Here is a 20,161-nt window from a genome sequence, read left to right as displayed (position 1 = left end):
CCGAGCCGGGCTCCGCCCGGTCTCCCCCCGGCGGGGGGGGGGGGTGGGCGGGCGGCGGGGGGGGCGGGGCCCCCGCGCGGGACCCCGGGGTTCGCGCCCCGGGCACGCGGGGGGGCCCCCCCGCTCCCACACGGACCGCGCAAAGCTGCACACATGGTCCTTCGGAGCCCTTCATGAACCACAACGTCATCCTGGTCCTCCTCGACGGCCTCAACCACCAGGTCGCCCACCACGCCATGGGCCACCTGCACGCTTACGTCGAGGCCGACCGCGCCGCCCTGTATCGCCTCGAATGCGAACTGCCGGCGCTGTCCCGCCCGCTGTACGAATGCATCCTCACCGGCGTGCCACCGATCGACAGCGGCATCGTGCACAACCAGGTGTCGCGCCTGTCCAACCAGCGCAGCATCTTCCACTACGCCCGCGAAGGCGGGGTCGGCACGGCGGCGGCGGCCTATCACTGGGTCAGCGAGCTGTACAACCGCAGCCCGTTCGACCCGGTGCGCGACCGCCACACCCACGCGCCGAAACTGCCGATCCAGCACGGTCTGTTCTACTACGCCGATCACTACCCGGACTCGCACCTGTTCGCCGACGCCGAGTACCTGCGGCGCAAGTACCGCCCCGGCTTCATGCTGGTGCACCCGATGAACATCGATGACGCCGGCCACCGCCACGGTCTGGACAGCAGCCAGTACCGCAACAGCGCGCGCAGCGCCGACATCATCCTGGCCGACTACCTGGCCACCTGGCTCGCCGACGGCTACCAGGTGCTGGTCACCGCCGACCACGGCATGAACAACGACCGTTCGCACAACGGCCTGCTGCCGGAAGAACGCGACGTGCCGCTGTTCGTCTTCGGCGACGGCTTCAGCCTCGATCCCAATGCCAAGCCCCTGCAAACCGACCTGTGCGGCACCATCTGCCAGCTGCTCGGCGTGGCCCATGACAAACCCGTCTGCCGGGAGCTGCTCTCGTGAATCCGTTTTCTCGTGGCAAATGGCTGGCCCTGCTGTGCCTGCTGCCCTTCGCCGTATTCTTCATCATCTTCCAGATCGCCCCGCTGGCCTGGGTGGCGATCCACAGCCTGCAGGCCGAAAGCGGCTGGGGCCTGGACAACTTCAGCAAGATCTTCGCCTCGAAGTTCTATCGCCAGGCGATCCAGCACAGCCTGGAGATCAGCTTCTGGTCGAGCCTGTTCGGCATCCTCATCGCGGTGCTCGGCAGCTATTCGCTGCAGCGTGTCGATTCGCGCCTGCGCGACTTCGTCAACGCCTTCGCCAACATGACCAGCAACTTCTCCGGGGTACCGCTGGCATTCGCCTTCATCATCCTGCTGGGCTTCAACGGCGCCCTGACCATGGCCCTGAAGCAGGCCGGGCTGATCGAGGACTTCAACCTGTATTCCAAGACCGGGTTGATCATCCTCTACACCTACTTCCAGATTCCCCTCGGCGTGCTCCTGCTCTACCCGGCCTTCGACGCCCTGCGCGAAGACTGGCGCGAGTCCGCCGCGTTGCTCGGCGCCAATGCCTGGCAGTACTGGCGGCACATCGGCCTGCCGGTGCTGACTCCGGCGCTGCTGGGCACCTTCGTCATCCTCCTGGCCAACGCCCTCGGCGCCTACGCCACGGTGTACGCCCTGACCACCGGCAACTTCAACGTGCTGCCGATCCGCATCGCCGCCCTGGTGGCCGGCGACATTTCCCTGGACCCGAACCTGGCCAGCGCCCTGGCGATCATCCTGGTCGGCCTGATGACCCTGGTGACCCTGGTCCACCAATGGCTGCTGAAGAGGAGCTACCATGTCGCGCGCTGAACCTGGCCGCAGCGGCCTGTACCACCGCCTGGTGGTGTGGGTGCTGTTCCTGATCCTGCTCCTGCCGCTGGCCGGCACCCTGCTCTACTCCCTGGCCACCAGCTGGTCGGCGAGCCTGCTGCCCAGCGGACTGACCTTCAAGTGGTACCTGGCACTGTGGAGCGATCCGCGCTTCCTCACCGCCTTCGCCCAGTCGCTGCTGGTCTGCGTGGGCGCCCTGCTGTTGTCGGTGCTGTTGATCCTGCCGTTGCTGTTCGTCGTGCATTACCACTTTCCCAAGCTCGACGGGCTGATGAACATCCTCATCCTGCTGCCCTTCGCGGTGCCGCCGGTGGTGTCCTCGGTGGGCCTGCTGCAGCTCTACGGCTCCGGACCGATGGCCATGGTCGGCACGCCGTGGATCCTCATCGGCTGCTACTTCACCGTCGCCCTGCCATTCATGTACCGGGCGATCACCAACAACCTCCAGGCGATCAACCTGCGCGACCTGATGGACGCCGCCCAGTTGCTCGGCGCAAGCACCTGGCAGGCGGCGTTCCTGGTGGTCCTGCCGAATCTTCGCAAGGGCCTGATGGTGGCGTTGCTGCTGTCGTTTTCCTTCCTCTTCGGCGAGTTCGTCTTCGCCAACCTGCTGGTGGGTACCCGCTACGAGACCCTGCAGGTTTACCTGAACAACATGCGCAACAGCAGTGGCCACTTCAACAGTGCCCTGGTGATTTCCTACTTCCTCTTCGTGCTGGTGCTGACCTGGGCAGCCAACCGCCTGAACAAGGACAAGACCTGAAATGAGCTTCGTCAGCATCCAGAACCTGGAAAAGACCTACGCCGGCAGTCCGGTGTTCAAGGACATCAACTTCACCATCGCCCGCGGCGAGTTCATCACCCTGCTCGGCCCTTCCGGCTGCGGCAAGTCGACCCTGCTGCGCTGCATCGCCGGGCTGACCCCGGTGGACAGCGGCCAGATCCTCCTCGACGGCCACGACCTGGTGCCGCAGAGCCCGCAGAAACGCGGGATCGGCATGGTGTTCCAGAGCTACGCGCTGTTCCCCAACATGACCGTGGCGCAGAACGTCGCCTTCGGCCTGCGCATGCAGAAGGTCAGCGGCCAGGACAGCCAGACCCGGGTCGACGAAGCCCTGCGCATGGTCGAGCTGCAGGACTTCGCCGGGCGCTACCCGCACCAGCTGTCCGGCGGCCAGTGCCAGCGCGTGGCCCTGGCCCGCTCGCTGGTGACCCGCCCGCGCCTGCTGCTGCTCGACGAGCCGCTGTCGGCCCTCGACGCGCGCATCCGCAAGCACCTGCGCGAGCAGATCCGCAGCATCCAGCGCGAGCTGGGGCTGACCACCGTCTTCGTCACCCACGACCAGGAGGAAGCGCTGACCATGTCCGACCGCATCTTCCTGATGAACCAGGGCAAGATCGTCCAGAGCGGCGACGCCGAGACCCTCTACACGGCCCCGGTGGACGCCTTCGCCGCCGGCTTCATCGGCAACTACAACCTGCTCGATGCCGAGAGCGCCAGCCGCCTGCTGGAGCGCCCGGTACACAGCCGCCTGGCGATCCGCCCGGAAGCCATCGCCCTGAGCCTGGACGGCGCCCTCGACGGCCAGGTGCGCAGCCACAGCCTGCTCGGCAACATCATTCGCTACCGGGTCGAGGCCCGGGGCGTGGAGTTGCTGGTGGACGTGCTCAACCGCTCGTCTGCCGATCTCTATCCGGACGGACAACGGGTATCCTTGTCGATCGATCCAACTGCCCTGCGCGAAGTCGCGTAGGGGTGCACGGGAGTTTTCTTGAATGGCTTTAGCGATCTTCGATCTCGACGAAACCCTGATCCACGGCGACTGCGCCTCGCTGTGGAGCGAGCAGATGGCCCGCCTGGGCTGGGTCGACGGCGAATCCTTCCTGCGCCGCGACCATGAGCTGATGGAGGCCTACGGCAAGGGTCACCTGGCCATGGAGGACTACATGGCCTTCAGCTTGGAGCCGGTGGCCGGGCGCACGCCGGAGGAAGTCGAGCACCTGGTGGAGCCGTGGGTCGAAGACTTCATCGAGCCGATCATCTTCAGCGACGCCTGCCGTGTCATCGCCGAGCACCGACGCAACGGCGACCGTATCCTGGTGATCTCCGCCTCGGGCAATCACCTGGTGGGGCCGATTGCGGCGCGGCTGGGCATCGATGAGTTCCTGGCGATCAACCTGGAAGTGGTGAACGGGGTCTATACCGGCCGTACCGAAGGCGTGCTGACCTACCGCGAGGGCAAGATCACCCGCTTGCTGGAGTGGCTGGATCAGGAAGAAGAGAACCTGGAGGGGGCGAGTTTCTATTCAGACTCGCGCAATGACTTGCCGTTGCTGCTGAAGGTGGACCATCCGCATGTGGTGAACCCGGATGCGGTGTTGCGCGAGCATGCAGAGAAGAATGGCTGGCCGGTGCTGGCCTGGACCTGAAGGGTTTGGCAAAGCCCCTGTGGGAGCGGGTTCACCCGCGATAGCGATGGTGGATTCACTACCGTGATCGCGGGTGAACCCGCTCCCACAGGGTCGGCTATCAATTCAGCGCCGGATCGACCACCAGAACCAGTTTCCCGGACACCTGGTTCCCCGCCAGTTCCTCGAACGCCGACTGCGCATCCGCCACCGCATAGCTGCCCACCAGCTGCGGCTTCAGGCGACCTTCAGCGAACAGCGGCCAGACCTGCTGGTGCAGGTCGCTGAGCAGGTCCGCCTTGAACTGATCGTCACGGTTGCGCAGCGTCGAGCCGGTCACCTGGATACGTTTGCCGAGGATCAGGGCCAGGTCCAGCTCCGCCTTGCGCCCACCCATCAGGCCGATGATCACCCAGCGCCCGTCACGCCCCAGCACCTTGAGGTTCAGCGCGGTGTAGCTGGCCCCCACCGGATCCAGCACCACGTCGAATGGCGCGAAGTCGTTCAGCGCCTCCAGGTCATCGCCGCGCAGCACGCCGCCGCTGGCACCCAGCGACTCGCAGTAGGCCAGGCGATCGGCCGAGCCGACACTGACCCAGCAGGGACTGCCGAAGGCCTTGCACAGCTGGATCGCCGCCGAGCCGACACCGCTGGCGCCAGCATGCAACAGCACCTTCTCGCCAGGCTTGAGGCCACCGAGCTGGAACAGGTTGAGCCAGGCCGTGGCATACACCTCCGGCACCGCGGCCGCCTCGTGCAGGCTCAGCCCCTCCGGCACCGGCAACACGTGACGGGCGTCCACCACCACTTCCTCGGCCATGCCACCGCCGGCGAGCAGCGCGCAAACCCGGTCGCCCACCTGCCACGACGAACCGGCGCCCACCTCGGTGATCACCCCGGAGCATTCCAGGCCCAGGTATTCGCTGGCCCCAGGCGGCGGCGGATAGAGCCCGGCACGCTGCAACAGGTCGGCACGGTTGAGGCCGGCGGCGGCTACACGAATTCGTACTTGACCTACATCGCAGGTTGGACTTGTCGCCTCAACCCACTCCACATGTCCGTCAACGCCTTGCAATGCCTTCACAGTGCCTCCATAGTTGATGTCAAGACCGAGCCTGGCGCTTGTAGCGCCAGGCTTTTTGCATTATGCGACCGGCTCTTCTGGAACCGGCGAATCAAAGACGGCCCACTATGCGTTATGAATTGTCCCTGCGTCGAATCGGCTTGAAGCAATTTCTCCCCGGCACCGCTCTCGCCCTGTTGATCGGCCTTGGCAGCCTGCCTCTGGCAAGCGATGCACTGGCCGCCAACAAATGGGATTCGCTGCAACCGGACCGCGACCAGGTGGTCGCCAGCCTCAACGTGGTCGAGCTGCTCAAGCGCCATCACTACAGCAAGCCGCCGCTGAACGACGCACGCTCGGTCATCATCTACGACAGCTACATCAAGCTGCTGGATCCGGCGCGCAGCTACTTCCTGGCCAGCGACATCGCCGAGTTCGACAAGTGGAAGACCCAGTTCGACGACTTCCTCAAGAGCGGCAACCTGCAGCCGGGCTTCGACATCTACAAGCGCTACCTGGACCGGGTGAAATCCCGTCTCGACTTCACCTTGGCCGAGCTGGGCAAGGGGGTCGACAAGATCGACTTCAGCGCCCATGAAACCCTGCTGGTGGACCGCAAGGACGCCCCCTGGATCAAGACCGAGGCCGACCTCGACGACCTCTGGCGCAAACGTCTGAAGGACGAAGTCCTGCGGCTGAAGATCGCCGGCAAGGAACCCAAGGCCATCCAGGAGCTGCTGACCAAGCGCTACAAGAACCAGCTCTCGCGCCTCGACCAGACCCGCTCGGAAGACATCTTCCAGGCCTACATCAATACCTTCGCCCAGTCCTACGATCCGCACACCAACTACCTGTCGCCGGACAATGCGGAAAACTTCGACATCAACATGAGCCTGTCGCTGGAAGGCATCGGCGCGGTGCTGCAGAGCGACAACGACCAGGTCAAGATCGTCCGCCTGGTGCCGGCAGGCCCTGCGGCCAAGACCAAGCAGGTCGCCCCTGCCGACAAGATCGTCGGTGTCGCCCAGGGCGACAAGGAAATGGTCGACGTGATCGGCTGGCGCCTGGACGAAGTGGTCAAGCTGATCCGCGGTCCGAAAGGCTCGGTGGTGCGCCTGGAAGTGATCCCGGCGAGCAACGCGCCGAACGACCAGACCAGCAAGATCGTCTCGATCACCCGCGAAGCCGTGAAGCTTGAAGAGCAGGCGGCGAAGAAATCGGTGCTGAACCTCAAGCAGGATGGCCGCGACTACAAGCTCGGCATCATCGAGATCCCGGCCTTCTATCTCGATTTCAAGGCCTACCGTGCCGGCGACCCGGACTACAAGAGCACCACCCGTGACGTGAAGAAGCTGCTCACCGAGCTGCAAAAGGAAAAAGTCGACGGCGTGGTCATCGACCTGCGCAACAACGGCGGCGGCTCCCTGCAGGAAGCCACCGAGCTGACCAGCCTGTTCATCGACAAGGGCCCGACCGTGCTGGTGCGCAACAGCGACGGCCGCGTCGACGTGCTCGAAGACGAGAACACCGGTGCCTTCTACAAAGGCCCGCTGGCGCTGCTGGTGAACCGCCTGTCCGCCTCGGCCTCGGAGATCTTCGCCGGCGCCATGCAGGACTATCACCGCGCCCTGATCATCGGTGGCCAGACCTTCGGCAAAGGCACCGTGCAGACCATCCAGCCGCTCAACCACGGCGAGCTGAAACTGACCCTGGCCAAGTTCTACCGGGTCTCCGGGCAGAGCACCCAGCACCAGGGCGTGCTGCCGGACATCGACTACCCGTCGATCATCGACACCAAGGAAATCGGCGAAAGCGCCCTGCCCGAGGCAATGCCGTGGGACACCATCCGCGCCGCGATCAAGCCGGCCAGCGATCCGTTCAAGCCGTTCCTCGCCCAGCTCAAGGAGCGTCATGACCAGCGCAGTGCCAAGGACGCCGAGTTCGTCTACATCCGCGACCGCCTGGCCCTGACCCAGAAGCTGATGAACGAGAAGACCGTCAGCCTCAACGAGGAAGAGCGCCGCGCCCAGCACACCGACATCGAAGGCAAGCAACTGGCCTTGGAGAACATCCGCCGCAAGGCCAAGGGCGAGGAACCGCTGAAGGAACTGAAGAAGGAAGACGAGGACGCGATCCCTGCCGAACAGGACGACAGCAAGCCGGAGGACGACGCCTACCTGAGCGAGACCGGGCGCATCCTGCTGGACTACCTGAGCCTCAATTCGGCGGTGGCCAAGCACTGAAGACGACGCTGAATCGTTAATGGCGAAATACCATGAAGTGATGGCATTGCGTCATTAAACAGTCATCAAACTGTCGTGAAATAAGGGACTGAGCGTACCTCGCTCAGTCCCTTTTTTTTCAAGGTAGTAACGATATGACCATGACTGAACAGCTCAGCGCTTTGAGTTCCATCCTGACTCAAGGCGGCTTGCACAGCCTGTTCCAGCCTATCGTCTGCCTCTCCGAACGGCGCATCCTCGGCTACGAGGCACTGAGCCGCGGCCCGTCCAACAGCCCGCTGCATTCGCCGATCAACCTGTTCGCCGTGGCCCGCCACGCCGGTCGCCTGACCGAGCTGGAAATCGCCTGCCGGGAAAGTGCCTGCCGGCGCTTCAGCCAGCAGACCCTCGACGGCAAGCTGTTCCTCAACGTCTCGCCGGAGTCGCTGCTGGAGCCGCAATACCAGTCCGGGCAAACGATCAAATTGCTGCACAACCTGGGCATCCCCGCCAGCCAGGTGGTCATCGAGCTGACCGAGCAGACCCCGACCGACGACTTCCAGCTGCTCTACAACGCCCTGCACCACTACCGCGACATGGGCTTCTCCATCGCCCTCGACGACCTCGGCGCCGGCTATTCCAGCCTGCGCCTGTGGTCGGAGCTGCGCCCGGACTACGTGAAGATCGACCGCCATTTCATCGACGGTATCCACCTCGATCCGGTCAAGCGCGAGTTCGTCGGCTCCATCCTGCAGATCGCCAAGGCCTCCCGCGCCCAGGTGATCGCCGAAGGCATCGAGCTGGCCGAGGAACTGGCGGTGCTGACCGAGATGGGCGTGGACCTGGTCCAGGGCTACCTGATCTGCCGGCCGCAGGAACACCCGCCGCGGGATGCCAGCCAGTTGCTGCCGGGACCGGTGCCGAGCAACCTGCCGGTGCTGGCGGAGGAAGTTTCGGATCTGGGCGCGCTGTTGATCGAGCAACCGGCGGTCACCGGCAATACCGCAACGCCGCTGGTGCTGGAAGCCTTCCGCCGCCAGGCCAACCTCAACTCGCTGGCGGTGCTGGACGAGCAGGAGCGCCCGTGTGGCATCGTCCATCGCCATAGCCTGTCCGATGCCCTGCTCAAGCCGTTCGCCACCGACCTGTTCGCACGCAAGCCGATCAGCCGGCTGATGAGCGACGACTTCCTCGCCGTGGAGCTGACCCAGTCGCTGCAGACCGTCAGCCGCCTGCTCACCAGCCGCGCACGGCAGCGCATCGAGGAAGATTTCATCATCACCCACCAGGGCCGCTATGTCGGCCTGGGCCGGGTGATCGACGTGCTCAAGCTGATCACCGAGCAAAAGATCCAGCAAGCCCGCTATGCCAACCCGCTGACCCTGTTGCCGGGCAACGTGCCGATCCAGCAGTGCCTGGCGCGCCTGCTGCAGCAGCAGCGCCAGGCGGTGATCTGCTACGTGGACATCGACAGCTTCAAGCCCTTCAACGATATCTACGGCTACGCCAGGGGCGACGAGGTGTTGCTATGCCTGGCGCAGTGCCTGAACGAACGGGTCGACCCGAGCCGGGATTTCGTCGGGCATATCGGCGGTGACGATTTCATGCTGGTGCTGGGTTCGCAGGATTGGGAGCAGCGCCTGAACCTGCTGCTGGAGGCGTTCGCCAGGCAGTGCCGGCGTTTCTACCGGGGCGAACATCTGGAAGCGGGATGTTTCATCGCCCACAACCGGCTGGGACAGCGCCAGGAGTTTCCGTTGCTGTCATTGTCGATCGGGGTGGTGCAGTTGCGCCCGGAGGCCTGCGCGCAACTGGATGCGGATCAGTTGGCGGACCTGGCGTCGCAGGCCAAGCACCATGCCAAGGAAGTGGCAGGGGCCAGTGTGTACCTGATCGATACGGCGGCGGCCTGAAGGGCCTTGCAAGGCCCTTGCAGTCTCAATCTTCTTCGGGGTAGGAGAACTCGAACACCCGCACCACCTCCGACGCATGCCACGACGCCGCCGCCATGCCATCCGACGGTCCGGAAAAGCGCCCCAGCCGCTCCACGCATTCGAAGAACCCGGTTCTGGGCAGGCGGCTCGCGCCCTGGCTGATCACCAGTGAACTGCGCAATGGCTGTTCGGCCCGGGCATCCAGCACCGCGAGGTATTCCAGGGCGGCGGTCAGGGTCTGCATCGCCGGGCTCGGCAGTTGCAGGCGCTCCAGCAGCGCGCGGTAGGTGAGCAGATGGCGTTGCCGGCGGGCGACATCCAGCTCGCCAAGCAACCCCTCCCAGTGCTGTCGGCTGATCCGCACGGCGCTCATGACGGATCGCTCCAGCCCGGCAATCCCAGCTCCCAGGCCAGGCTGCGGCGGATTGCCGAGTCAGGCAGGCGCTCGCCGCTTTCGATCATCGCCAGGTACGCCGGGCTGATCCCGACCTTGCGCGCCAATTGCTCGGCAGCGATGCCCTTGGCCTGACGCAACGCGGCCAGCTCGCTGAAGGCTGGCGCGCTGGCCGTAGTGGTGGATGCTTCGCTGCTGGTTTCAACGCCAGGTGCAACCGCTTCCGGTTGACCCGCCGCCTTGAGTAACGCCTGGTAGTGATCCCAGGGAACAACCGCGTACTCGGGTTGACCATCTCGGCTGATAACCTGAATAGCCATTACAACCCCCTTGTCGGACTTCTCGCATGTAATCTGTAGGCATAATCGTTATGCCAATAATATTACCAGCCAACGGGGGAATTGCAGCACGCCGCGCTTGTCAGCTGTGATTTTGCTCCAGGCGCAGGGCTTCCGGCGTGTCCGGCAGGCGCTCGACCACCCGCAGCTTTTCCGGCGACTGGCGCTGGCGCCAGGCACGGAAGGCCTCCAGTTCGTCGCTGACGGTCTTGAGGACCCAGCCGAGCACGGCAATGTCGTCGAGCAGGCCGACGCCCAGCAGCCAGTCCGGGATGGCGTCCAGCGGGCTGACGAAATACAGCAGGCCGGCGACGATGGTCACCAGTGCCTTCGGGCTGATGGCCCGGTACTCGCCACGCCACCAGGCCACGCATAGGGCCTGCAGCAGGCGCACATCTTCCTTCAGCTGGCCCAGGCGCGGGCCTTTGCGGGCAACGGCGAACAGCAGCGCCGGCAAGCGGCCACGGCTGAGCAGGCGCTCGGCAAGAGGCAGGAAGCGGGCGAAATTCCACGGTGCTTTCATACGTCCTCCATCGGCGGTGCCGGGAAGGTTATCCACATTAATTGTGGATAACCTTGTGAACAGAGCTTCGTTTCCGGCCCAAGGCTCCCGGCGGGCAAGGGCCGGGGTTAAATCGGGCGTTTTTTACACACTTGTTTCATTGCGCAATCGTTTTGCGGAAGCTTTTGTGAAGCTTGTCACAAGCGATCGCCCTGGCGCAAAAACGACAACGCCCCGTGGCTACGGGGCGTTGGACAACAGCAACGGCGTGATTACTTGGCCGGAGCTTTTTCTTCAGCTGCCGGGGCGGCAGCTTCAGGTGCAGCGTCCGTCTCAGGCGCGTCCAGCTTGGCCTGGTCCTTGATGCCGATCAGTTCGAGGTCGAAGACCAGGACCGAGTTGGCCGGGATCATCGGGCTCGGGCTCTGCGCACCGTAGGCCAGGTCGGACGGGATGAACAGCTTGACCTTCTCGCCGACGTGCATCAGTTGCAGGCCTTCGACCCAGCCCGGGATCACGCCGCTGACCGGCAGGTCGATCGGCGCGCCGCGCTCGACGGAGCTGTCGAACACCTTGCCGTCGATCAGCTTGCCTTCGTAGTGAACGGTGACCACGTCGGTCGGCTTGGGCTGGGCGCCGTCGGCCTTCTTCACGACTTCATACTGCAGGCCGGAAGCGGTGGTGACCACGCCAGGTTTCTTGCCGTTCTCTTCGAGGAATTTCTTGCCAGCGGTAGCGGATTCTTCGCTCAGCTTGGTCAGGCGCTCCTCGGCGCGTTTCTGCAGCGAGGCGAAGGCTTCGATCAGCTCCTCGTCCTTGATGCGCTGTTCCTTCTTGCCGATGGCGTCTTCGATACCCTGGGCCACAGCCTTGGAATCGAGATCGTCCATGCCTTCCTGAGCCAGGCTCTTGCCCATGTTCAGGCCGATGCCATAGGAGGCTTTCTGTGCCGGGGTCTTCAGCTCGACGCTGGTCTGCGAATCGCAACCCGCCAGTACCAGGCTAACCAGGGCAACCGCAGCCGCCAACCGATGCTGTTTCATGCTATTTCCTTGTTCATGCGCCAATGGGGCATTCGGGGTAAAGCCGCGAGAATATCAGGCGGCCACGACCAATGGCTACCGGCAATAGGAACGAGAAAAGTCCTATAAGTTCAGTTATATGAAGAGTTCTTCATGGAGTGCTCCGGCACAGGGCCAGCATGGTCGGGCTGCCGCGTTCAAGGGTAGTCGCCATCCCGGTATTGCGCTGCAACTTCGCGCAACACTTCACACAGCCACTGCGCCGGAAGCGGCGACGGCAAGGCCGCATTGCTGCAGATACCCACCGAGCCACCGGGCTCGCTGACACCCAGGTCAAGCTCATGCAGTTCGCCGCGGTCGAGGTCGACCCGTACCGCATCCCGGGGCGCTACCCAGACCGCGTCGCTGCCCTGCACATAGCGCCGGCTGAGAGCCGGCGACAGGGTTTCCAGGCGTTGCCGCGGCTGCTCGATGGCGCACTGCACGAACAGGCTGTCGGCATGCTTGCGGATGGTGGTGCCGGCCAGCGGCAGGACCAGCGGATAGTCGCCCAGGCGAGCGCGCTCCAGAGGCAGGCTGGCGAGCAGCGGATGACCCGGGCGCACCACCAGCGACATCGATTCGCTGTACAGGTGCTCGAACAGCAGGCCCTGGATCTGCGGGCTGTCGGTCATGCGCCCGATCACCAGGTCCAGTTCGCCGACATGCAGTTGCGCCAGCAGATGGGCGCTGGGTCCGGTGGCGACACTGACCACCAGGGCGGCGTGGCGCTGGTGCAGGCGGCGGATGACTTCCGGCATCAGCAGGCTTTCCACGGTCGACAGCACGCCGACGCGCACCTGCGGCGGTGCATGCTCCTCGCCGCGCAGGCTGCTCACCCCTTCGCGCAGGGCCTGCACGCAGGGGCCGGCGTAGCGCATGAAGCGCACTCCCGCCGGGGTCAGCTCGACGCCCTGCTTGCCGCGTTCGAACAGGCGGGTCTGGAGCAGGTCTTCCAGTTCCTTGAGGGTCTTGGAAATCGCCGGCTGGGAGATGGCCACAGCGTCCGCCGCCTTGGCGAAACTGCCCTGGCGGGCAATCTCGAGAAAGCACAGGAGGTGGCGAAACTTGATGCGGGTGTCGAGGTTCATGGGTGGGAAGTGTATCCGCATTCGGGGCCGCCTGGCGGCCCCGAGGAATCACATGCCAATCTCGACCAGCCCGCCCTTCAACCGAACCGGCCACACCCGCAGCACCTGCCCCTCGTCCTCCAGGCAGCGCCCATCGCGCAACCGGAAATGCTGCTTGTACAACGGCGCCGCCACTACCAGCTCGCCGTGCATGCTGCCCACCAGGCCGCGACCGATCACATTGGCCCCGGAGCGCGGGTCATGATTGTCGATGGCGTACAGCTCGGTCTCCGCTCCCGGCACGTGGAACAGCGCCACCTGCGCCCCCTCATGCCAGACCACCACACCGGAACTGGCCACCAGGTCGGTTTCGGCACACACCGGCGTCCAGGCGTCCGGCGATTTCACAGCAACATTCGACAGGCTCATCAGAGCACCTCCTCGGTGGTCGGGATCAAGTGAAGTTCCGCCGCCGCGATCGGCCGGCGTTGCCCGCGTTCGCGGACGAAGTGCACGCCCGGGTCGGCGCGGCGGTCGTTGACGAAGGTCCGGAAGCGCTTGAGCTTTTCCGGGTCCTTCAGGGCATTGGCCCATTCGCATTCGTAGCGCTCGACCACATGCTGCATCTGCGCTTCCAGCTCGACCGCAAGACCCAGGCTGTCGTCGATGATCACCTGCTTGAGGTAGTCCAGCCCGCCCTCCAGACCCTCGCGCCAGACCGAGGTGCGCTGCAGCTTGTCGGCGGTGCGGATGTAGAACATCAGCACGCGGTCGATCAGGCGCACCAGGGTTTCATCATCAAGGTCGGTGGCGAACAGTTCGGCATGCCGTGGACGCATGCCGCCATTGCCGCAGACGTACAGGTTCCAGCCCTTCTCGGTGGCGATCACGCCGATGTCCTTGCTCTGCGCCTCGGCGCATTCGCGGGTGCAGCCGGACACGGCGAACTTGAGCTTGTGCGGCGAACGCAGGCCCTTGTAGCGGTCTTCCAGAAGCAAGGCCATCTTCACGCTGTCCTGCACGCCATAGCGGCACCAGGTGCTGCCGACGCAGGACTTCACCGTGCGCGTCGACTTGCCGTAGGCATGTCCGGTCTCGAAGCCGGCGGCGATCAGCTCTTCCCAGATCAGCGGCAACTCGTGCAACTGCGCGCCGAACAGATCGATGCGCTGGCCGCCGGTGATCTTGGTGTAGAGGTCGTATTTCTTCGCCACCTCGCCGATCACGATGAGCTTGTCCGGAGTGATCTCGCCGCCCGGGATCCGTGGCACCACCGAGTAGGTGCCGTTCTTCTGCATGTTGGCCATGAAGGTGTCGTTGGTGTCCTGCAGCGGCACCAGCGACGGGTCCATGATCGGCTGGTTCCAGCACGAGGCCAGGATCGAGCCGACGGTCGGCTTGCAGATGTCGCAGCCGACATGGCCCTTGCCATGCCTGGCCAGCAGCTCGGCAAAATCGCGGATGCCCTCGACCCGCACCAGCGCGTAGAGCTCCTGGCGGGTGTAGGCGAAGTGCTCGCACAGGCTCTTGTCGACACTGACCCCGCGGGCGCTCAACTCGTGCTCGAAGACCTGCTTGAGCAGGGCCGCGCAACCGCCGCAGCCGGTGGCCGCCTTGGTGCAGCTCTTCAGCGCCGCCAGGTCGCCGCAGCCGCCGTCGATGGCGGCGCACACCGCGCCCTTGCTGACGTTGTGGCAGGAGCAAATGGTCGCGCTGTCCGGCAAGGCGTCGGCGCCTAGGGCCGGCGCACCGCCCGTCTGCGGCAGGATCAGGGCGGCCGGATCAACGGGCACGGCGATGCCGTTCTGCACGTACTGCAACAGGGTGTCGTAGTAGCTGTTGTCGCCCACCAGCACCGCACCGATCACCCGCTTGCCGCTGGCGTCGAGAACCAGCCGGCGATAGCTGCTGCCGCCCTCGTCGATGAAGCGATAGCTGCGGGCGCCCGGGGTTGCGCCGTGGGCATCGCCGATGGAACCGACATCGACGCCGAGCAGCTTGAGCTTGGTCGACATGTCGGCACCGCTGAAGGCTGTAGCCGCCTGTCCCGCCAGCGCTGCGGCAAGGTTGCGCGCCATGGCGTAGCCGGGGGCGACCAGGCCGAACACGCTGCCGTTCCATGACGCGCATTCACCGATGGCGTAGATGTGCGGGTCGCTGCTGCGGCAGTCGCCGTCGATCACCACCCCGCCACGGGGCGCCACCTCCAGGCCGCAGGCGCGGGCCAGGGTGTCCTGCGGACGGATGCCCGCGGAGAACACGACAAGGTCGGTTTCAAGGAACTCGCCGCCGTCAAAATTCATCCGGTAGCGATGCTCTTCGCCGGCGACGATGGCCTGGGTCGCCCGTGACACATGCACGCCGACGCCCAGCGCCTCGATCCGCGCGCGCAGCGCGGCACCGCCCTCGCCGTCCAGTTGCACCGGCATCAGGCGCGGGGCGAATTCCACCACGTGGGCTTCCAGACCGAGCGACTTCAGGGCATTGGCCGCCTCCAGGCCGAGCAAGCCGCCGCCGACCACCACGCCGCGCCGCGCACTGGCTGCGGCGGCGCGGATCCCGTCGAGGTCGTCCAGGGTGCGATAGACCAGCCGGGCCGCGCCCTCCGAGCCCTGGATCGGGGGCACGAAGGGATAGGAACCGGTGGCAAGGATCAGGCGGTCATAGGGATAGCGACCGTTGCCAGTGACCACTTCGCGACGCTCGCGATCGAGTTCCAGCACCGCTTCGCCCAGGTGCAGGGTGACACCCGGCGTGGCATACAGCTCGGCGTCACCCAGCGCGAGCGCCTCGGCATCGCTGCCGCTGAAGTATTCCGACAGGTGCACGCGGTCATAGGCGCGCTGGCGCTCCTCGCCGAACACCCGCACCTCGAAACGGGCCAGGGCGCCGCGCTCGATCAGTTGCTCGACGCAGTGGTGGCCGACCATGCCGTTGCCGACGATGACCAGCTTTTCTCGTTGTTCGATGGACGCGATGGCGTTCATGCCTGGATCCTCACGGTATGAAAAGCACAAAAAAGGCGCCTGGAGCCGAAGCTCCAGGCGCCTTTGCCTGGTTCTGTATCGTTATGGTCCGTTTTGGTGATCGACGTTGACCACCCGGACGTTGTGCATGATTAAAAGCAGGGAGTGTGCCAAGTGCGGAATTGGCCAGGAATCAAGGATTCAAGGGGTTTCCACTGGCTTTTTTGAACCAGGCTGGTGCAGGAAGCGCTGATTCGCAGCATGTTGAGGCATCCACCAGCATCAATACACATCCCGCAGATACCGCCTGTCCCGCCCCATCCGGGCAACATACTCGGCCGCATCCGCCGCGCTCATCCCGCCCTGCTCCGCGACCAGCGCTTGCAACGCCGCATCGACATCCCGAGCCATCCGCCCGGCATCGCCGCAGACATAGAAGCAAGCCCCGTCCTGTAACCAGCGCCACAGCTCTGCCCCCTGCTCGCGCATGCGCTGCTGCACGTAGATCTTTTCCTCCTGGTCCCGCGAGAACGCCGTGTCCAGCCGGGTCAGCAAGCCGCTCTCACGCCACGCCAGCAACTCGTCGCGGTAGTAGAAGTCACAGGCCTCGCGCTGCTCGCCGAAGAACAGCCAGTTGCGCCCGCTCGCCCCCCGCGCCTCACGCTCCTGGAGAAAGGCCCGAAACGGCGCGATCCCCGTCCCCGGGCCGACCATGATCACCGGCCGGCCATCGTCCTCGGGCAGGTGGAAATGCGCCGACGGCTGGGGAAAGATGGCCACCTGCATCTCGCCGGCACGATCCGCGAGGAAGGTCGAGCACACGCCCTTGCGCTGGCCGTAGCGCACCGTCGACAGCGTCAGGTGCACCTGGCGCGGATGCTTGCGCGGACTGGAACTGATGGAGTACAGCCGCGGCTGCAACGGCTTGAGCAGGGCCAGCCAGTCCGCCAGCGGCAACGACAGCGGGAACTCGACGAGCAGGTCCGCCAGTTGCCGCCCCCACAGGGCGTCCTTGTCCTTGGGAAACCCCTGGTGCGAGGCGGCGAAGCGCTCCTGCCACTGTGGCGTGACCCGGCCGATCTCCAGATAACCGCCCAGCGCCTCGCGCAGCGTCATCGGCGCCTGTCCCTTGAGCGAGACCTCGACATCGGCGTCCAGCCCGCTGCACGCGAGGATTTCCTCCACCAGCGCCGGACAGTTGCGCGGCCATACGCCCAAGGCATCACCGGCCTGGTAGGACAACCCGCTGTCGCCCAGGTCGAAGACGATCTGCCGGGTTTCCTTGCTCGCCCCGGGCCCGTTGAGCAGGCGGTTTTCCAGAAGTCGTGCGGGCAACGGTGACTGCCTGGCGAACGCCGCTTTTTCGACCTCGGCCACCGGCACCGCTCCTTGCGCCAGCTTCGCCGTCAGCGCCTGCAACCAGCCAGCGAAGGGTTCGTCGAAATCCGGCTCGCATTCGACCCGTTCCAGCAGCCGCTGCCCCCCCAGTTCGGCAAGGCGCTGGTCGAGCTTGCGGCCGAAGCCACAGAACTGGTCGTAGCTGGAGTCCCCCAGCGCCAGCACCGCGTAGGGCCGCTTCGCCCAGTCGCCGGGCTCGCCCTGCAACGCCTGCCAGAACGCTGCGGCGCTGTCCGGGGCGTCGCCATCGCCAAAGGTGCTGGTGATAAGCAGCAGGCTCGCGGCCTCGCCGATCCGTTCAGGTTGAGCGGCTTCCATGCATTCCAGTTGCACCGCCAGTCCTGCCTCCCGCAGGTGCGCGGCGCAACGTTCGGCCAGGGCCTCGCTGTTGCCGGTCTGCGAGGCCCAGAGTACCCAGTGCGGCGGGCTGGGCGGCGCTTCGACCGGCGCCGGCAACGCCGCGGCGGTGCTGCGGGAATACAGGCCCGCGAGCACGCCGTCGATGAACAGTCGCCGCGCGGGCGCCAGCGGTGCGTTGGCCGGCAGGGTCGGCACGCCGTCGTGGCGCGCCGCATCCAGGCCGAGCAGGAAGCCCTGCAGATAGTGCTGTTCGCCCTCGGCCAGGGTCAGCGCAGGCACGGCGCCCAGGCCAAGGACCTGACGCAGGGTATCGGTAGGCATCGACCGGGTCTCCTCGGGAATGGCGGGATCGAGTTGCAGGACATCGAGGCGCTCACCGCCGACCCGGGTCAGAGCCACGGCGCAGTGCTTGAAGGCGGGTTGCAGCGACAGCGGATCGACCGCGTCGCAGGTCACCGCGTTGATCGCCAGTTGCTCGCCATAGAGATCGTTCCAGTGGAACGGCGCAAAGCAGTTACCAGGCATCATCCGCGTGGTGATCCGCGCGGGCAGCACGGCCTGTCCGCGCCGCGACCGCACCTCGACCTGGTCCTTCTCGGCAATGCCGAGGGCGGCAGCGTCGTCCGGGTGGATTTCCAGAAAGGGTCCGGGCTCAAGCTTGTTCAGGCTGGCGACCTTGCCGGTCTTGGTGAGGGTGTGCCACTGGTGCTGGACGCGGCCGGTATTGAGGACCAACGGGTAGTTTTCGTCCGGGAGTTCTGCAGGCGGCAGCCACGGACGGGCGAAGAAACGCGCCCTGCCGCTGGAGGTAGGGAAGACGATATCCCCGGCATCCAGCCTTTGCGTCTGGCTCAAGCCGTTGTTGAGATAGCGCAGCGGACTGCGGCTATCCTCCCGCCCCGGCTCGCAGGGCCATTGTTGCGGGCCAGAGCGCAGTCTTGCGTAGTCCAGGCCCCGCAGGTCGTAGCCGGTGGCCGGGTTCCAGGCCCGGCGGATCTCGTCGAACACCTCTTGCGCACTGGCGTAGCTGAAGCCTTGCGCGTAGCCCATGGCACAGGCGACACGGGCAATGATCTGCCAGTCGGGCAGGCTCTCGCCGGGCGGCTCCACCGCCTTGGTGGTCAGGGTCAGGTTGCGTTCGGAATTGATCATCACCCCTTCGGACTCGGCCCACAGCGCGGCGGGCAGGAGGATGTCGGCGTAGCGGTTGGTTTCCGTGTCGAGAAAGGCGTCCTGGCTGATCACCAGTTCCGCCGCACGCAGCCCGTCGATCACCCGCTGGCAATTGGCGACGCTGGCCACCGGATTGCTGCAGATGATCCAGCAGGCCTTCACTTCGCCGGCCGCCATGCGCTCGAACAGGCCGATGGTGCCCTCGCCCGCTTCCGCCCGCAGGCTACCGGGCGCAATCTCCCATAGCCGCTCGACGAACTGCCGGTCCGCCTCCACCAGCGCCGAGCGCTGCCCCGGCAGCCCAGGCCCCATGTAGCCCATTTCCCGCCCGCCCATGGCATTGGGCTGACCGGTGAGCGAGAAGGGTCCGCTGCCTGGTCGGCAGATCGCCCCGCTGGCCAGGTGCAGGTTGCACAGCGCGTTGGTGTGCCAGGTGCCGTGGATGCTCTGGTTCAGGCCCATGGTCCAGCAGCTCATCCAGTCCTTGGCTTCGCCGATCCAGGCCGCGGCCTGGCGGATGGCGGCTTCGTCGAGCCCGGTGATGTCCGCCACCCGCGCCGGGGTGTAGTCGGCGAGAAAGGCCGGCATCTCGTCCCAGCCTTCGGTGTAGCGCTGGATGAACGCGCCGTCGGTATGGCCATTCTGGTGAAGCAGGTGCAGCAAGCCATTGATCAGCGCGAGATCGGTACCGGGGCGAATCTGCAGGAACAGGTCGGCCTTGTCCGCCGTGGCGCTGCGCCGCGGGTCGACCACGATCAGGCGGGCGCCGGCCTTGAGGCGGTCGAGCAGGCGCAGGAAGAGGATCGGATGACAGTCGGCCATGTTCGCGCCGATGACGAAGAACACCTCGGCCTTGTCGAAATCCTGGTAGCTGCCCGGCGGCCCGTCGGCGCCCAGGGACAGCTTGTAGCCACTGCCGGCGCTGGCCATGCACAGGCGCGAGTTGGATTCGATATGGCGGCTGCGGATAAAGCCCTTCACCAGCTTGTTGGCCAGGTACTGGGCTTCCAGCGACATCTGCCCGGACACGTACAGCGCCACGGCGTCAGGACCATGCTCATCGATGATCCCGCGCAGGCGCCGGGCGGTCTGTTCGATGGCCGCATCCATGCCCAGGCGCGCCGGGTCGCGCTGGCGCTGGTCGCGCAACCAGGCGTGTTCCATGCGCCCGGACTCGCGCAGCGGCTGGTGGCAACTCAGGCCCTTGGTGCACAGCCGGCCGAAATTGCTCGGGTGCTGTTTGTCGCCGCTGACCTTGATGACCTGGTTGTCCGCCACGCTCATGACGATGCCGCAACCGACACCGCAATACGGGCAGACACTGCGCACCGTCGTGCTGGCCATGACCCTGACTCCCTCGCAAAAACAAAAAGGCGCCCTGCCGCTCCGGCCTGAATGAACAGGGGAGCGACACGGCGCCTTTGTCGTGAA

Annotated in this window: 16 protein-coding genes; 7 read left to right on the top strand and 9 right to left on the bottom strand. The window is 65.5% G+C overall.

Annotated features, from left to right (window positions below; all coding sequences use genetic code 11):
• The first annotated feature begins 173 nt into the window (after positions 1-173).
• The 5 genes from V0R59_RS24115 to V0R59_RS24095 are packed head-to-tail and all read left to right on the top strand — an operon-like array spanning position 174 to position 4,270.
• Positions 174-980 carry an alkaline phosphatase family protein gene (locus V0R59_RS24115; protein WP_330075315.1) on the top strand — a complete coding sequence of 269 codons (807 nt, stop codon included), beginning with the start codon at positions 174-176 and terminating at the stop codon, positions 978-980.
• Entirely contained in the window at positions 977-1,819 is an 843-nt protein-coding gene (locus tag V0R59_RS24110) for an ABC transporter permease (protein WP_330075314.1), read from the top strand. Before V0R59_RS24115 ends, V0R59_RS24110 begins: the two co-directional genes overlap by 4 nt.
• A complete protein-coding gene (locus tag V0R59_RS24105; RefSeq protein ID WP_330075313.1) occupies positions 1,806-2,603 on the top strand; it encodes an ABC transporter permease in 798 nt (265 codons plus the stop codon). The genes V0R59_RS24110 and V0R59_RS24105 overlap by 14 nt, the downstream gene beginning before the upstream one ends.
• 1 nt (position 2,604) lies before the next feature.
• Positions 2,605-3,594 carry an ABC transporter ATP-binding protein gene (locus V0R59_RS24100; protein ID WP_330075312.1) on the top strand — a complete coding sequence of 330 codons (990 nt, stop codon included), beginning with the start codon at positions 2,605-2,607 and terminating at the stop codon, positions 3,592-3,594.
• A 22-nt stretch (positions 3,595-3,616) separates the two neighbouring features.
• Complete coding sequence (locus V0R59_RS24095; RefSeq protein ID WP_330075311.1) at positions 3,617-4,270, top strand: HAD family hydrolase; 654 nt, start codon at positions 3,617-3,619, stop codon at positions 4,268-4,270.
• A gap of 100 nt (positions 4,271-4,370) precedes the next feature.
• Here the strand turns inward: V0R59_RS24095 and V0R59_RS24090 are convergent, their stop codons facing one another.
• Entirely contained in the window at positions 4,371-5,333 is a 963-nt protein-coding gene (locus V0R59_RS24090) for an NAD(P)H-quinone oxidoreductase (protein ID WP_330075310.1), read from the bottom strand.
• A gap of 140 nt (positions 5,334-5,473) precedes the next feature.
• On the opposite strand from V0R59_RS24090, the gene V0R59_RS24085 reads away from it, so the two are divergent.
• Complete coding sequence (locus V0R59_RS24085) at positions 5,474-7,555, top strand: carboxy terminal-processing peptidase (protein ID WP_330075341.1); 2,082 nt, start codon at positions 5,474-5,476, stop codon at positions 7,553-7,555.
• A 134-nt stretch (positions 7,556-7,689) separates the two neighbouring features.
• A complete protein-coding gene (locus V0R59_RS24080) occupies positions 7,690-9,447 on the top strand; it encodes a bifunctional diguanylate cyclase/phosphodiesterase (protein ID WP_330075309.1) in 1,758 nt (585 codons plus the stop codon).
• A gap of 25 nt (positions 9,448-9,472) precedes the next feature.
• On the opposite strand, the gene V0R59_RS24075 is transcribed toward V0R59_RS24080, so the two are convergent.
• The 8 genes from V0R59_RS24075 to V0R59_RS24040 all read right to left on the bottom strand — a co-directional run bounded on the left by V0R59_RS24075 (position 9,473) and on the right by V0R59_RS24040 (position 20,074).
• Positions 9,473-9,841: a hypothetical protein gene (locus V0R59_RS24075; protein ID WP_330075308.1), complete on the bottom strand. Its 369-nt coding sequence runs from the start codon at positions 9,839-9,841 to the stop codon at positions 9,473-9,475.
• On the bottom strand, positions 9,838-10,182 hold the full coding sequence (locus tag V0R59_RS24070; protein ID WP_330075307.1) for a helix-turn-helix domain-containing protein: 345 nt from the start codon (positions 10,180-10,182) through the stop codon (positions 9,838-9,840). Before V0R59_RS24070 ends, V0R59_RS24075 begins: the two co-directional genes overlap by 4 nt.
• Positions 10,183-10,282: 100 nt before the next feature.
• A complete protein-coding gene (locus V0R59_RS24065) occupies positions 10,283-10,723 on the bottom strand; it encodes a YkvA family protein (RefSeq protein ID WP_330075306.1) in 441 nt (146 codons plus the stop codon).
• A gap of 251 nt (positions 10,724-10,974) precedes the next feature.
• Positions 10,975-11,745 carry an FKBP-type peptidyl-prolyl cis-trans isomerase gene (locus V0R59_RS24060; RefSeq protein WP_330075305.1) on the bottom strand — a complete coding sequence of 257 codons (771 nt, stop codon included), beginning with the start codon at positions 11,743-11,745 and terminating at the stop codon, positions 10,975-10,977.
• Between the two features lie 176 nt (positions 11,746-11,921).
• Positions 11,922-12,854, bottom strand: a complete 933-nt coding sequence (pcaQ, locus tag V0R59_RS24055; protein WP_330075304.1) for a pca operon transcription factor PcaQ — start codon at positions 12,852-12,854, stop codon at positions 11,922-11,924.
• 48 nt (positions 12,855-12,902) lie between these two features.
• Entirely contained in the window at positions 12,903-13,262 is a 360-nt protein-coding gene (gene nirD, locus V0R59_RS24050; RefSeq protein WP_330075303.1) for a nitrite reductase small subunit NirD, read from the bottom strand.
• The gene (gene nirB / locus V0R59_RS24045) at positions 13,262-15,820 is read right to left on the bottom strand and encodes a nitrite reductase large subunit NirB (protein ID WP_330075302.1); all 2,559 of its coding nucleotides are present in this window, start codon (positions 15,818-15,820) and stop codon (positions 13,262-13,264) included. Before nirB ends, nirD begins: the two co-directional genes overlap by 1 nt.
• A 261-nt stretch (positions 15,821-16,081) precedes the next feature.
• Positions 16,082-20,074, bottom strand: coding sequence for a bifunctional nitrate reductase/sulfite reductase flavoprotein subunit alpha (locus tag V0R59_RS24040; protein ID WP_330075301.1), 3,993 nt, complete (start codon positions 20,072-20,074; stop codon positions 16,082-16,084).
• Positions 20,075-20,161: the final 87 nt, after the last annotated feature.

Origin of the sequence: Pseudomonas ulcerans, assembly GCF_036324125.1 — a bacterium.
Taxonomy (GTDB): Bacteria; Pseudomonadota; Gammaproteobacteria; order Pseudomonadales; family Pseudomonadaceae; genus Aquipseudomonas; species Aquipseudomonas ulcerans.
The sequence above is the reverse complement of the archived record's forward strand: the minus strand, read 5'-3'. Positions and strand labels throughout refer to the sequence as shown.